The sequence below is a fragment of the Oscillochloris sp. ZM17-4 genome, from assembly GCF_019599295.1.
Classification (GTDB): domain Bacteria; phylum Chloroflexota; class Chloroflexia; order Chloroflexales; family Chloroflexaceae; genus Oscillochloris.
Genome location: NZ_JAIEWN010000045.1, coordinates 33,785 through 48,352, shown reverse-complemented (window position 1 = coordinate 48,352; position 14,568 = coordinate 33,785). Strand labels below are relative to the sequence as shown.

The following is a 14,568-nucleotide window of genomic DNA, read 5'->3' as shown; positions in this document are numbered from 1 at the left end:
TGAGTGGATGGCCTCCGAGATGAGCACCTCCCTGGCCGCCGGGATCATCTACCTCGTGGACGCCCAGAACAACAGCCGGCGAGCCACTCGCTGGCGCACGCACTTCGGCACCTTCCTGGCCGGATTTCAGGCCAGCGAATCGTCAGTGGAGCCGAATATCGGCATGCGCCCCGATGAGATCGAGAAGCTCGGCGCGATCCCGCCCCACAAGCTGCCAGGGCGCGGCTACTTCACCGCGCGCAATGGGCGCGAGGTCGTTTCGGTGCGTACCCCCCTGATATCCCTGGAGGATCGTGAGGAGGCGCTGGCACGGATGCCCAAGACCGCCAGCCCGCGCAGCATCACCCCGCCCCCGCCCCCCGCCACGGCCGCCGGCGAGGCGAGCGGCAAGAGTGGCCCGAAGGTGGTAGTCTCGCCCGAGGAGCGGGCGAAGATCCTGGCCGAGGCACCGCGCCACTCCAGCCGTGGCGACCTCACCGCCGCTGTGTTCGGCGGACGGCGCACCGGCGAGCCGGCTCAGAAGGTCAAGGTCGTCTGCGACGAACTGGGTCTGCTGATGCCCAACGCCGACCGCACCCTTCGCGAGGCCGCCGAGCCAGCGTAGCGCCCGGTACCGAAGCAGCGACAACCGAGAACCCCCCGATCCGAGTCGCTTGGATCGAGGGGTTCGTGCATGGTGTGGTTGTTGATCAACTGACTGTCGCGTAAACGCGACAGCTTGGGCCTCACTTCCGATGCCGAGGACTTCGGCGAGCTCAGTCGAGCCGCGTCGAAACAGACACGATTGGCTGGTTGACCGGCAGCCCGCCAGCATCACGTCTAGCGATGCTGGCATGGTACGTGGCCGCACTATTCCGCGCCGCGTTGAGGTCTGCATGCAGATCGAAGCCACACACACGACACCGCAGGTCATCACGAAAAATCGGCTCTTCCGCATCTCCGATACCGCTGGCGAACTCTGCATGAGCGCCCTTCTCTCAGACGGCTTGTGCTCCCCAACAGGGTAGTTATGGTTTTTCGCGGAGAAGGACTGTGGCGACCTCTCCTGCTGGAGCAGGAGGCGCGAGGCGCGATTTTTCGACGCAAGACGACCAGAAAGACGCAGCATGCCGCTCCGTTGAGGTCATCGTGGGTAGCGGGGCGTTGGGCGTCCTGCTCGCCGGTATCGGCGCACTGCGCCGTATCCGCGACCCGCGCTCAGGCGCTGCGCGACACCACCCCAGATGAGCGACCTTCATACCGGCGGGGCGCGGGCCTGCGATACTCATCCATACCTGCGCGTACCGATCGCTTGCGATCCAACGAGCGCAGCATGGAGGGGAATCATGATCACGAGCGCTGCACCCATACGCGCCGCAGGCACATTGCCTGAGGCGTATCACGAAGTCCTGTATTGGCGCGTTGCCGAGAAGCCGAGCCGCCTGTTTTTCATACAAGCGCTCGCACTCGTCAGCTTTGTCCTCTTTGGGCTGCTGTTTGCCAGCCTGGCAATCGGCCTGGGGAAGCTCCCGCTGACCGGCTCGTTCACCCTCGGTCTGGGCGAGGGCGGCGCGCTGCTGATCGGGGTTGGCCTGACCCTGGTGGCGCATGAGATCACGCACGGCCTGGTGATGCGGCTGGCGGGCGCAACCCCGCGCTATGGCATCGTCTGGAAAGGATTGATGCTCTATGCCACCTCGCCGGGGTATGCCTACCAGCGCAACACCTATGTGCGCATCCTGCTTGCGCCGTTCACCCTGATCAGCGTGCTGGCCATGCTGGGCATCTGGCTGCTGCCGGGATATCAATGGGCGACCCTCTGCGTGATCTGTGGCGCCGTCAACGCGAGTGGCGCCAGCGGCGATCTCTGGATGACGCGGATCGCGCTGCGCTACCCGGCCACGGCCCGGATCATGGATGCGCGCGACGGGATGCGCGTGTTTGTACCGAAACTATGAAGCAAGTGACCGCATGCTGGCCAGTGAAAACCGATCGAAGCGACAAAAGGGAAGCGTAATGCGTAGTGAGCATAACCAAGCACACGTGAATCAACTCCTTCCGACATACCGCGCTCCACCATGGTTGGCGGGCATTTGGAACCGCCGTCTGCTGGGGGTTGCCCTGGCGGTGGGGATCGCCGCGCTGGCGGGCGTGCTGGTCAGCGTGATCGTGCCGCGTGGCCCCACCACCCAGGCCCAGGCATTGCTGGTGCTGGCGGGCGGGGCGCTTGTCGGCGCGCTCGCCGGGCTGGTGATGCGCTCGCGCTGGGCGCTGCTGCTCGCGCCGCTCGTCCATATCGCGGCGCTTGAACTGGCCCGACCGCAGCTGCTGGGGCCGACCGCCGGGGCGATCCGCCTGGACAACACCTATGGGATTCTGGCCTTCGTGCTCGGGCGCGGGCTCTACGGGCTGGTGGCGGTCATCCCGATGATCCTCGGGGCCTACCTGGGCACCGTCCTCGCACGCGAGCTGAGCGGATCGTCGCCGCGGTCAGGAATGGCCGTCTGGCGCTGGGTGCTGCCCGCGCTCGCCACCCTGCTCCTGGCCGCCCTGGCCATCGGGTTCGCCCTGCCAGCCAGCACCCCGCCCATCCTCGGCGCAGATGGGAAGTCGCTGCCGGGCAGCATCGCCGAGCTGACGACCGTGCGCCTCGGCGGGCACGATCAGACGATCATGATCCGCGGGTATAGCGCGGACAAGCCGGTGCTGCTCTACCTCAACGGCGGGCCGGGGATGAGTGGCCTGCCCTTCACCCGCGTGGTGCTGGATGACCTGTCACACGACTTTGTGATCGTTGACTGGGATCAGCGCGGCACCGGCAAGTCGTACGCGGCGCTTGATCCGACCGCGACGCTGACCCTCGACCAGGCGATCAATGACACGATTGAGCTGACCAACTATCTGCGCCAGCGCTTCGACGAGCCGAAGATCTATGTCGTGGGCGAGTCGTGGGGTAGCATCCTGGGCGTGCTCGCGGTGCAGCGCCAGCCCGAGCTGTTCTACGCCTTCATCGGCAGCGGTCAGATGGTTAACGTGCGCGAGACCGACCGGCGCTTCTACCAGGACGTGCTCGACCTCGCGGCGCGCAATGGCGACACGCAGCTCGCGGCCCAGATGCGCGCCTACGGCCAGCCGCCCTACGCCGATATCCCCTACGCGAACATCTTCGCGATGGAGCAGTATGAGTCGCTCTACCAGCCCTACACGCCATCGCAGGCCTACATGGATCTCGGCAACGCCGCCGGCATCGGGCCGTATGGCGTGCTGGCCAGCGAGTACAACCTGGTCGAGAAGTTCAACGTGCTGCGCGGCCTGATAGACACGTTCACGGTGCTGTACCCGCAGCTTCAGGAGGTCGACTTCCGCCGCGACGTACCGCGTCTCGACACGCCGGTCTACATCCTCGACGGCACCGCCGAGCTCGCCGCGCGCCGCGACCTGACCCAGGAGTGGTTCGGCGCCCTTGAGGCACCGACCAAGCGCATGTTCACGCTCGACAATGCCGCGCACTCGGTGGCCTTCGAGCAGTTCGCGCAGTTCGGCACGATCATGCGCGAGACCGTGCTGCCGGAGACGTATGAGGGCCGCTGAGGCAGCGCAGCCCGCATGGGCCGCCGTCAGCGCGCATGAGGAGCAACGACACCATGGGCCAGGAATCGAAGGACCAGGAATCGCAGCGCCGCCCCGCGAAAGAGAGCCAGATGAGCGTAGGCATTGCCATCGGAATGATGCTTGGGCTTGCTCTTGGTGTTGCGTTGAACAATCTTGCTATCGGGCTCGCGATAGGCGTTGGCGTTGGCGCGGCGATTGGTGCGAGCCTCGATCAGAAGCGCAAACGCAGCGATACCGCGAACCACGATGAGCGCCAGGAGGATCGCCCATCCTGAGCAGGGCGCCCGGTGTTTACGCATACAAGGGAAGATGAGGCTTGCATGTCTACATTACTTCGGCTCACGCTACTCGTCCTGATGGGCCTGGCGCTCAGCGGCTGCGGCATCGTATCGCTCGGCACTGCGGGCCAGATCCGCGGCTCTGGCAAGGTCACGACCGAAACGCGCGAGGTCGGCGCCTTCACGGCGATCGATATCTCTGGCGTGGGTGAGGTCGTGATCACCCAGGGCGACGCCGACAGCCTCATGGTCGAGACCGACGACAACCTGCAGGCGATCATGCTGGGCGAGGTGCGCGGCGATACACTTTACCTCGGCATCAAGCCCGACCAGGATTTCAGCGACGCCACCCGCGTCACCTTCACGGTAACGGTCAAGGACCTCACCGCGATCACGCTCGCCGGCGCGGCCTCGATCACGGTGTCCAATCTCAGCGGCGACATGCTCACGGTCATGCACGCGGGCGCGGGCACGGTGACGACCTCCGGGGCGGTGGCGGAGCAGCGCGTGACGCTCAGCGGCGCGGGCAGCTACGACGGCGCGGCGCTGGTGAGTGACCGGGCAACCGTCGATCTCAGCGGCCTGGGCAGCGTGGTGGTGAACGCGCGCCAGCGGCTCGATGCCACGATCAGCGGCGCGGGCAGCATCGCGTACATCGGCAGCCCCGAGCTGCATCAGCAGGTCAGCGGCGTCGGGTCGATCCGGCAGCGCGCGCCGTGAGCGCCGTCGCAACGATCGCACCGCAGCTGCGCGGGCTGGCTCAGCGGCACCCGCTGCTGGCCTTCGTCGGCCTGACCTACGCGATCTCCTGGAGCCTCTGGGGACTCCAGGGCTTGCTTGCCGGCGCCGATCCGATCAGCGCCCGCTGGCTCGGCATCATCGCCGCCTACGGCCCCACGCTGGCGGCCATGGCCCTCGCGGGGCTGCTGCGCCCAGAGCGGCAGGCGGTGGCCTCGCCCCGACGCCGGCTCTGGCTAGCAGGCGGGGTACTGGCGGGCACCGTGTGGCTGAACCTCATGATCGCGTCGAACCCGCTCGGCAGCCCCCGCCCACTGGTGGCGGCGCTGCTGTGGCTGGCCATCACCCTGCTGCCGGCCTGGGTCGTGTGGAGCAGCTTCAGCCGCCGGCTTGGCGTCCGCGCGCTCCTGCACACCCTCACTGCCTGGCGGGTGCCGCCGATCTGGTACGGCGCGGCGCTGCTGCTGCCGGTGATCATCAGCGCGGCCGGGATCGCCCTGATGACGCTGCTGGGGCAGCCGCTGCCGCCCTTCCCCCGCGCCGAGCCGGTGCGCGCGCTGCTGCCGCTGCTGGTGACGACCTTCATGGCGACGCTGCTCTACGGCGGGCCGCTCGGCGAAGAGGTCGGTTGGCGCGGGTTTGCCCTGCCACGCCTCCAGGCGCGGCACAGCCCGCTGGTGGCCAGCCTGCTGCTGAGCGTGGTCTGGGGCCTCTGGCACGCGCCGCTGCACCTCCAGGGCGTCTACCACGGCATCTTTCCCGACGGCCTGCCCGGCATCCTGCTGCGCATCGTCACCACGGTTCCAACCACGGTGCTGTTCACCTGGTGCTTCAACCGCACCAAGGGCAATCTCTGGCTGGTCGTGCTGCTGCACACCGCCGTCAACAACAGCGCCGGCTTCTGGCTACCGGTCACGCTGGGCGTATACGCGGCGATGGCCATCATGACGGTGGCGCTGATCATCACGGACCGCATGTGGCGTATGCGGTCGTCCGAGGGCACGACAGTGCCGGCGGAGGGGCGGGTTGAGGCATTGGATGACCACTGAAGGGCGATGACGATGAACGCGGTGGCCTAACCGATGCGCGAATACGCACGTGAACATCCCGTAGTGCATAAGGACGGCATGTGGAACACCATCTTGAACCAGCACCGAACCAACGTGCGCGCACCGATTACCCGACCGCAACACTGGTCGTGGTCGGTGCCGTCGCAGTCATTTTGATTGGGATGGGGCTGATCCTGAAGATCGACAATCTCAAGGGTGTGGGAACACTGTTTGCGCTAGCGTACACCATGGTGCTGATCTGGTGGCTCGCACGCAGCCGACCTACGGCGGATGCCTTGCCAGATTTTTCGCCGATCGTGAGCGTCTTCACATCGTTAGGACTTACGCAGTTGAAACGGTTTACCGCAACTGGAAGCCATGCCCGCTCAGCAGGCAGAATCGTGGTTTAAGGCTTTGCAAAGCGGTTTTCGATTTTCAACTGCGTAAGTCCTAATCGTATTGGGTCATGGTGGCGTTCGTCAGCACGCTCGCTGGGTTCGTGTTTGTCGTGGCAGGTGTGATCCTGGGTAACGGCTGGCTGATGGTTCCGCTGAGCACGCTGCTGGCCATTGTCATGCTGATTGTTCTGCGCAAACACATGAACCGGAAGGTCGTGCTCGCCGGGATCAGTGTGTTTGCGGCACTGTTCTTGGTCGAACGCATCATGCAGCCCACGAACGCACAAGGAGCGATCATCAATGCGCTCCTGATTGCCTTTCAGGCGATGGCGGGCGTGGTCCTGCTCACCCATACACGGCTCACCAGCATTCGGCTGTACGATGGACAGATTCGCAACGCGTTCCAGAGTCTCTGCTGGGGATGCGTGATGGCGTTGCCGCCCGCATTGTTCAATATCGCGTCGCTGACGAGCAGCCTCCTGACCGATTCGGATCGCCGATTTGATCACTGGTGGAAAGCCGTGTATGCACTGCAACCGGCCCTCTTGGAGGAAACGTGGGCGCGATTGTTCCTATTGACCCTTTTCTATGCAGTGTTGCGCCCCACAAGCCGCCAGAAACCACAGCGCGCGCTCACGGCGGCGTTGATGATCTCGGTATGCATCCACGTATTGGCCCATTATCCGCAATCCCTATCGAATCCACTGTTTATCCTTTTTATGAGGGGTGCGCTAAACATAAGATTCGCGTCGCCCAGCGACGGCGGTTCGGTTCGGGGCGACGGCAGATCGCCGCCGGGCGCTCCTTGACATAGGATTGGCGTCGCTCGGCCCGCAATGGCCGTCGGTCGGCGACGGCGGTTCTCGGGCGGGCGATGGCGGTTCCCGATCCCCCGTCGTTGCCTAAGGTACTCCAGATGCGGTAGCATTGAGTTACGACACACCACGCCACCGCGATCTGGAGTACCCTCATGGTAGTCCCGTTTCGCCAAATCATCAACCGGCTCGTCGCCAACCTGCGGCCCGCGCCGGCCTGTCCGCCTGTCGCCTCGTCGCCCGATGACCCCTGCCCGCTCATTCATCCCGCCGCTCCGCTCCCGGCTTGGGTCGAGACCGACCCCGTCGTCCAGAAGTACCGCGCCCTGCTCGGCGCCCTGCCCTGGGATCAGTTCCCCGAGCGCCCGACCGACCATCCCTGGCCCGGCCCCCACCCCCAGCCGCGCGTCTCCTTCGCCGCCGCCTACCTCGTCAAGCTCCAGGAGGACAAGCGCTTCATGAGCGACCTGCGCACCTACCTGATCGAGCACCCGGCCCTGGTCTATTGGCTGGGCTTCGCCCGCGTCCCCGACCCGGCCGCGCCCCACGGCTTCGACGTGGCCGCCAGCGTCCCCAATCGCCGCCAGCTCAGCAGCGTCCTGCGCCACCTCCCCAACCCCGCCCTCCAGTTCCTGCTCTCGGCCAGCATCGATCTGCTTAAGGCGACCCTCCCGCCCGACCAGCAGGCCACGTTTGGGGACATCATCGCCGGTGACACCCAGGCCATCCTCGCCTGGGTCAAGGAGAACAACCCGAAGCAGTTCATCAAAGAGGGCCGGCTCGATAAGACCCGCCAGCCCGTTGGCGACCCCGACTGCAAGCTTGGCGTCAAGAAGCGCCGCAACGCCGCCCCCGCCGAGGAGGCCAGCCCCGACCACCCCGCCCCGACCACCGATGCCAAGCCCGCGTCCAAGCTGCAGGTCGGCGTGGACATCTTCTGGGGCTACGCCAGCGGCATCGTCGTTACCCGCCTGCCCGATGGCACCGAGGTGGTGCTGGCCGAGCGCACCCGGCCCTTCAATGAGTCCGACCCCAGCCACTTCCGCCCGCTGATGGCTCAGGTCGAGGCCCGTCTCGGCCGCCGGCCGCGCTTCGGCACCTGGGACGCCGCCTTCGACGCCCACTACGTCTACGACTACTTCGACCAGGCCGGCGGCGTCGCCGCCGTGCCATTCAACCCCGGCGGGCCGAAGCGGGCCAAGCGCACCTTCGCCCCGGACGGAACCCCGTTGTGCGCGGCCAGCCTGCCGATGCACCTCCAGTTCACCTACATGGACCGCACCAGCGGCCTGGAGCCGCACGAGCGGGCCAAGTACACCTGCCCGCTGCTCCAGCCGCGCGTGACCGGCGAGCCGTGCCCCTGCGCCGACCCGCATTTCGCCAAGGGCGGCTGCAGCACGACGATCGCCAACACCAAGGGTGCGCGCATCCGCCACGAGCTCGACCGCGAGGGCGACGACTATAAGCAACTCTACGCCCTGCGCACGATGGTCGAGCGGATCAACAGCCAGGCCGAGGCGCTCGACATCCTGCACCCGAAGCTGCGGCGGGGCCAGGCGATCGTCAACGCGAACACCCTGCGCTACCTCCTTATTAATGTGCGTGCGCTCCTGCGCGTGCGCGCCGCCGCTGCCGCTGAGGAGGGGCAGCTGACCCAGAGCTAAGCTGCGGCGGGCGACGCCCGTGACCCCCGGCTGATTCGCGCGGTGGTGGTGGTGGTGGGCAGCCAGGGGGACACGGATGCGACGTCCGCTGACGACAACCGAGTGACCTGACCCCGACCTGGGCCGACTCACCCTTGGCGCCGGGGCATGACTCCCTGCGTCCAACAGCGAACGCAGCGCCGGTGCGGCCCGTCGCCGCCCGCCGCCCACGCCCGCCCACCTGCCGCCACGCTGCCCGCCGCCCCGATCTGCCCCGCGATGATCGCCCCTCGCTCGCCGATCCCGCCCCCACCGCCCCGATCCCACACCTTATGTTTAGCGCGCCCCGGACTCGCTCACCTTATGTTTAGCGCACCCCTCTTTTATCCCCCTGATGTATGGCATCCCATTGGGGCTTATCTATATCAAGCGCGACTACGAATCCGCGCTCGCCTATCATTTCTGTATTGATGCGGTGCGCTTCGCGTTTACGGTTAGCCTGATCAGTTGATCAGCGCTAGCCGTCAACCAAGAAACGCGAGCGTCGCGCACCGCATCTTTCCCGACGGACTGCCCGGCATTCTGCTGCGCATCGTCACCACGGTTCCGACCACGGTGCTGTTCACCTGGTGCTTCAACCGCACCAAGGGCAATCTCTGGCTGGTCGTGCTGCTGCACACCGCCGTCAACAACAGCGGCGGCTTCTGGCTACCGGTCACGCTGGGCGTATACGCCGCCATGGCGATCATGACGCTGACGCTGATCATCACGGACCGCATGTGGCGTATGCGACCGCCCGAGGACACGATGGCACCGGCAGTGGTAGTGAATGCTAGCGGAGAGGGAACACGATGAATCAGGACCACGGCCACATCGAGGCGGCGGGCGCTGCGGATGAAACGGCAGCTCGCTTGCGCAACACCAGAGTCGGGGGAGGCATCGGCATTGGAGCCGGGCTCGGCATTGGAGCCGGGCTCGGCATGGTCGTCGGGCTCCTGTTCGGCGCTATGCTGCTCGGGATGATCGCTGGCGCTTGCATTGGCATGCTGGCCGGCGCGGTATACGAAATGTGGCGGCGTCCCGTCGATGAACCATCGCCGCAAACGGGATCGCCTGCGCGACCGGTCAGCCTGCGCTGGCTACTTGGCTGCCTCGCCTTTCTCGGCCTGAGCGCCGCCTTCGGCGGGATCGTGCTCACGCTCAACCCGACCGGCACCTGGCTGCAGATCCCCCTCAGCATCCTCCAGTTCTCCCCGTTTCGCGACTTCCTGATCCCCGGCCTGCTGCTCGGGATCGTCTTTGGCATCGGTTCGTTCGCCACGCTGCTGGCGCTCTGGTTCCGCCCAGCCTGGCCACTCGGCACGGCGCTGACGCGCTTCACCGGCGCGCACTGGGCGTGGAGCGCGGCGGTCGCCATCGGCCTGGGTCAGGTGATCTGGATCGTCACGGAGATGCTGATGATGCGCGGGACGGACTGGCTGCAGTTCGTGTATGGCGGCCTGGGGCTGCTGATTGTGCTCCTGAGCTTCCAGCCGAGCCTGCGGCGCGCGCTCGCGCTGGGCACGGCACCGCAATCCGCTGAGCGCGCGTGATGAGCGATCTTCATCGCACCAAGAACCGCACGCGCTAGACTGAATCTACGATCTCGTGTACTGGCGTTCCGGAACGGGTGATCGACGACGAGTAATCATCGTGAGAGGGAGCATATGAGTCGATTCACACAGGTGCGCTTCTGGCTGGCCGTGGCGCTCGGCATCGTGCTGAGCGTGACCGTCACCCAGACCGCTCGGGCGGCGGCGTTCGCGGGCACGGATGTCTACCGGCTCCCCGCGGGCCAGGTGGTCAGCGATGACCTCTACATCGCGGCGTCGGAGATCTATATTGATGGCACGGTCGATGGCGATCTGATCGCCGGTGGCAGGACCATTGTGATCAATGGCACGGTCACGGGCGACGCGCTGCTGGCCGGCGCGAGCATCCAGATGAACGGGCGGGTCGATGGCGACATGCGCGCGGCGGGCGCCGAGATCGCCGTCGCGGGGACGATCGGCGAGGATCTGATCGCCGGCGGGGGCGGCAACACCATGAGCATGAGCTCATTTGCCGCAGGCGCTCAGCCGCTGACCGAAGGCATTCGTCTGGCCGCGAGCGCACGGGTTGGCGGCGATGCGGTGCTTGGCGCTGGTGCCGGGAACATTGACGGCACGATCGTCAGGAATCTGTGGCTAGGCATGGGCACGGCGACGCTTGCGGCCCAGGTGGGCGGAAATGCGGAGATTGCGACCAACGCGATCCGCGTGGCGGACAGCGCGCACATCTCCGGCGCCCTGCGCTACACCAGCCCGGAGCCAGATCCCGCCCTCGAAGCGATCGCGTCCACGGTGCAGTACACGCCACCGACGCCAGCGCAGCGCCCCGACCCGCTTGCCGCAGTGCTCGGGTCGCTGCTTCGCACAGCGCTCGTGCTCGCGGGCTTTGCGCTGCTGGCCTGGCTGACCCTGCGCCTGTCGCCGCGCCTGCTGACTGGCCCGGCCAGCGCCCTGGCCGCCCAGCCGGGCCGGGCCGGGCTGTACGGGCTGCTCGCCGCACTCCTGTTCATCTTCGTGCCCGTGGCATCGGCCCTGCTGGTGTTCATCATGGTGCTGTTCTGGGGCTGGTTCCCGGGGGTGGTGCTGGGGCTGGCGCTGTTCGGCATCCTGGCGATGCTCTGGTTCCTCAGCCCGCTGATCACCGGCCTCTGGCTCGGGCGTCTGCTGGCCACGGCGAATGGCCGTGAGGCAAACGATCTGGCGGCGCTGGTCGGCGGCGTGCTACTGCTGGTCCTACTCGGGCGCATCCCCTATGTGGGCTGGCTGGTCTCGCTGGCGAGCTTTGTGCTGGCCCTCGGCGCGCTGATCGTAGCCCGCCGCGCCGGTGGCGCTAGCAAACCTGCGGCCCAGGCGCTGGCACCGCCGGCCCTCGCGCCGACCCCGTAGCCGGTATCGTCCGACCGCCAATAACGGCAGCACCAGAAGGTGCGCCGTCATCGGTTGTGGCCGGTGTAGCACCGTTGCTACCGTGGTAATCTGGCATCTGATGGTCGAAAAGGGTCCTCACACCATGCGCTTTATCGAACGCCACCCGTACTGGTTCGTGGCAATCCTGGAGATCATCGTCATTGCCGTGTACCTGATCGCCGGCACGATCGCATCGGTCGCGCAGCTCTCCAATCAGGCCATCACTGGCATGGCCACTACGACCCTGAGCGTGCTGGTCATCGGCGCGATCAGCGCACTGGGATGGTGGCGGGCTGTCGGCTTCAGGCGACCCGCGCACCCCCGCGACCTGCTCTTTTTTCTGCCCCCCCTGATCCCCGTCCTGCTCAACCTCGGCGTCGGGCTGAGCATACCGAGCCTGTTTCTATTCATGGAATTGCTTGCCCTTGCGTTCCTGATCGGTTTCGCCGAAGAGGCGATCTTTCGCGGGCTGATGCTCAACGCGCTGAAGGCACGCGGACTCTGGCAGGCGGCCATCATCACCGCGCTCCTGTTTGGGCTGTCGCATTCGCTGAATCTGCTTTCCGGCAAGAGTGGTGCCGCTATCTTGATACAAATCGCCTATGCCCTGGCCGTTGGCTTTGCCTTTGCCGCAGTGGTGCTCAAGAAAGGCATCCTGTGGCCGCTGGTCATCGCCCATACGCTGATCGACTTCACCAGCTTTATTGGAAGGGATGATTTTCCAGCGGTCTGGAATACCATCGCTGGCATCGCACTCACATGTATGTTTATGTGGTATGGGCTGTACCTCATGTGGCAGAAAGACGCTGTGCCGATGGATTGTACTGCTGACCTTCCAAACGAGTCTGCGGCGCAATCTCGTGCTTGGCAAGATGGAATCGGGTAGGGCTGGCACGAAGCGGCTCTCATATATCGATCCCGAAGGATAAACATAACCTATGAGCCGCAGACACCTCCTGTGCTACCGCCAGCCGTTCTGGTTGGCTATCGCCGCGCTCTCGGGCATGTGATCGCCGGCGGAGTGGCGAGCTGGCAGGTGGGTCGAACGTTGGCGGCGTAGGCGCAATGCCTGTGGAGAAATCGGATGAAACCATCATCTATCATCATCGGGCTGGCGGCGCTGATTGCGGCGCTGGCATTGATTGCGGCCGGTGCCGGGCTGTTCTGGCAAGCTGGAGGTAGCCCGTTCACCGTCACGACGCTGCGGGGCCAGACTGTGACGATGTACGGGCAGGGATTGTACCGCTTTGACACGCGCTTCATGGGCGCCGGCAACCGTGGGACGGATGCGGTCACGCTCGCGCTCGGCATCCCGCTGCTGATTATGGCGACACGGCGCTACCGGCGTGGTTCGCTCCGCTGGGGCTTGCTGCTGGTGGGCACACTGGTGTACTTCTTATATGTGTATGCCTCGCTGGCGCTCAACGCCGCCTACAACGACCTGTTCTTGGTCTATGTCGTACTCTTCTCAGCCAGTCTGTTTGCCGTTGTCCTGATATATGCCTCGATCGATCTCTCGGCGCTTCAGGCGCACTTCTTGCCCAGCCTGCCGCGTCGCGGCCCGGCGCTGTTTATGTTCGCGAGCGGGCTGGTGACGCTGCTGATCTGGCTTGCCCCGCTGCTCAGCGCGCTGTTTCAGGGCCAGCCGCCCGAGCTCCTGGGCAGCTCAACCACTATGGTCACCGACGCGCTCGATCTGGGCATCATTACGCCGGCCACGATCATCGCAGGCGTCTTGATTCTGCGCCGCGCGCCGCTAGGCTACCTGATCGCCTGTTCCCTGCTTGTGCTTGAGATGCTGCTTGCACCAATGATTGCAGCACAGACAATCAGCCAGATGATAGCGGGGGTGACATTCAGCACCGGCCAGATAGTCGGGCCAATCGCCGGGTTCAGCCTGCTCGCGCTGGCTGCGGTTGTGGTCACCACTGTGCTGCTGCGCACCATCTCGGATTCAGCGCAAGTGCAGGCACCAGCATTGCAGCCGGCACATACCTGAAATGTGGTCGGCACGATCTGCCTCATGTTCATGTGGTACGGGCTATACATCATGCGCCACAAAGACGATGCGCCAATGATCCGCGCAGATGAGCAGGTCGCAAGAGCACTCAATTGAACCAGCTATTGAAGAGGATCACCATGTGGAAGAACGTGCGTTGGCTCACCCTCGGGCTGGCGGCTACCATTGCCGCCGCCCTCGCCTACGGGTCGAACCGCTGGCAAGCCGAGACCGACCAGATGCACGCCGATCTGGAGGGGGCACGTCGCCCCATCGCGCCGAATCGCTACCGCGCGGATGAGCTGGTCGGCCTGCCGGCGCCGGTGCAGCGCTACTTCCGCGCCGCCCTGACCGACGGCCAGCCGATGGTCGCGGCGGTCACGCTGGAGCACACCGGCACCTTCACCATGAGCCTAACGGATGCGCAGTGGAAGCCGTTCCGCTCGACTCAGCGCGTTGTTACCCAGCGGCCGGGCTTCGACTGGGAGGCGCGCATCGCGATCATGCCCGGCATGCCGGCGCGCGTCCACGACGCCTATATCGGCGGCGAGGGCATGCTGCACGCGTCGCTGTTCGGCCTGGTGATGGTGGCGGATCAGCGCGGCACGCCCGAGATGGCCCAGGGCGAGCTGCTGCGCTGGTTTGCCGAGGCCGCTTGGTATCCGACGGCGCTGCTGCCCAGCCAGGGTGTGACCTGGGAGGCGGTCGACGACAGCTCGGCCAGAGCAACCATGCAGGACGGCGATACCACGGTGACGCTACTCTTCCGCTTCAACGCCGACGGCCTGATTGACTCGCTGCGCGCCGAGGCGCGCGGGGCGCTGATCGACGGCGTGAGCGTGCCAACCCCGTGGGAGGGCCGCTGGAGCCGCTACGAGCTGCGCGACGGGATGCGCGTCCCGATCGCGGGCGAGGTGGCGTGGATGCTCCCGGCAGGGCCGTGGCCCTACTGGCGCGGCCGCATCACCAGCATCGCCTATGCGTTCGCGCCATGACCAACGCTGCAGAACTACCCGTCACAGACTACGAGCAGGGGCGACCGATGCAGGCCACATCGGGTG

General features: G+C 65.8%; 15 protein-coding genes. All 15 read left to right on the top strand.

The window, feature by feature from the left end:
* Positions 1-604 (top strand): hypothetical protein (locus tag K2Z83_RS23100; protein WP_220597535.1); only part of this gene is annotated, 604 nt, incomplete at its 5' end.
* A 721-nt stretch (positions 605-1,325) separates the two neighbouring features.
* Positions 1,326-1,937: a DUF3267 domain-containing protein gene (locus tag K2Z83_RS23095; protein ID WP_220597534.1), complete on the top strand. Its 612-nt coding sequence runs from the start codon at positions 1,326-1,328 to the stop codon at positions 1,935-1,937.
* An 85-nt stretch (positions 1,938-2,022) separates the two neighbouring features.
* Positions 2,023-3,570, top strand: a complete 1,548-nt coding sequence (locus tag K2Z83_RS30170; RefSeq protein ID WP_220597533.1) for an alpha/beta fold hydrolase — start codon at positions 2,023-2,025, stop codon at positions 3,568-3,570.
* 53 nt (positions 3,571-3,623) lie between these two features.
* Entirely contained in the window at positions 3,624-3,866 is a 243-nt protein-coding gene (locus K2Z83_RS23085) for a hypothetical protein (RefSeq protein ID WP_220597532.1), read from the top strand.
* Positions 3,867-3,911: 45 nt separating this feature from the next.
* A complete protein-coding gene (locus tag K2Z83_RS23080) occupies positions 3,912-4,589 on the top strand; it encodes a head GIN domain-containing protein (RefSeq protein WP_220597531.1) in 678 nt (225 codons plus the stop codon).
* Positions 4,586-5,656 carry a type II CAAX endopeptidase family protein gene (locus tag K2Z83_RS30165; RefSeq protein WP_220597530.1) on the top strand — a complete coding sequence of 357 codons (1,071 nt, stop codon included), beginning with the start codon at positions 4,586-4,588 and terminating at the stop codon, positions 5,654-5,656. Before K2Z83_RS23080 ends, K2Z83_RS30165 begins: the two co-directional genes overlap by 4 nt.
* A gap of 80 nt (positions 5,657-5,736) precedes the next feature.
* Positions 5,737-6,066, top strand: coding sequence for a hypothetical protein (locus tag K2Z83_RS23070; protein ID WP_220597529.1), 330 nt, complete (start codon positions 5,737-5,739; stop codon positions 6,064-6,066).
* Positions 6,067-6,122: 56 nt separating this feature from the next.
* The gene (locus K2Z83_RS23065; protein ID WP_220597528.1) at positions 6,123-6,863 is read left to right on the top strand and encodes a hypothetical protein; all 741 of its coding nucleotides are present in this window, start codon (positions 6,123-6,125) and stop codon (positions 6,861-6,863) included.
* A 161-nt stretch (positions 6,864-7,024) separates the two neighbouring features.
* Entirely contained in the window at positions 7,025-8,533 is a 1,509-nt protein-coding gene (locus K2Z83_RS23060) for a hypothetical protein (RefSeq protein WP_220597527.1), read from the top strand.
* A gap of 486 nt (positions 8,534-9,019) precedes the next feature.
* The gene (locus tag K2Z83_RS23055; RefSeq protein WP_220597526.1) at positions 9,020-9,367 is read left to right on the top strand and encodes a type II CAAX prenyl endopeptidase Rce1 family protein; all 348 of its coding nucleotides are present in this window, start codon (positions 9,020-9,022) and stop codon (positions 9,365-9,367) included.
* Positions 9,364-10,104, top strand: a complete 741-nt coding sequence (locus tag K2Z83_RS23050; protein WP_220597525.1) for a hypothetical protein — start codon at positions 9,364-9,366, stop codon at positions 10,102-10,104. The genes K2Z83_RS23055 and K2Z83_RS23050 overlap by 4 nt, the downstream gene beginning before the upstream one ends.
* Before the next feature lie 114 nt (positions 10,105-10,218).
* A complete protein-coding gene (locus K2Z83_RS23045; RefSeq protein WP_220597524.1) occupies positions 10,219-11,487 on the top strand; it encodes a hypothetical protein in 1,269 nt (422 codons plus the stop codon).
* Positions 11,488-11,611: 124 nt separating this feature from the next.
* Positions 11,612-12,394 carry a CPBP family intramembrane glutamic endopeptidase gene (locus tag K2Z83_RS23040; RefSeq protein WP_220597523.1) on the top strand — a complete coding sequence of 261 codons (783 nt, stop codon included), beginning with the start codon at positions 11,612-11,614 and terminating at the stop codon, positions 12,392-12,394.
* Between the two features lie 198 nt (positions 12,395-12,592).
* Positions 12,593-13,507: a hypothetical protein gene (locus tag K2Z83_RS23035; RefSeq protein ID WP_220597522.1), complete on the top strand. Its 915-nt coding sequence runs from the start codon at positions 12,593-12,595 to the stop codon at positions 13,505-13,507.
* A 140-nt stretch (positions 13,508-13,647) separates the two neighbouring features.
* Entirely contained in the window at positions 13,648-14,502 is an 855-nt protein-coding gene (locus K2Z83_RS23030; protein ID WP_220597521.1) for a DUF6544 family protein, read from the top strand.
* Positions 14,503-14,568: the final 66 nt, after the last annotated feature.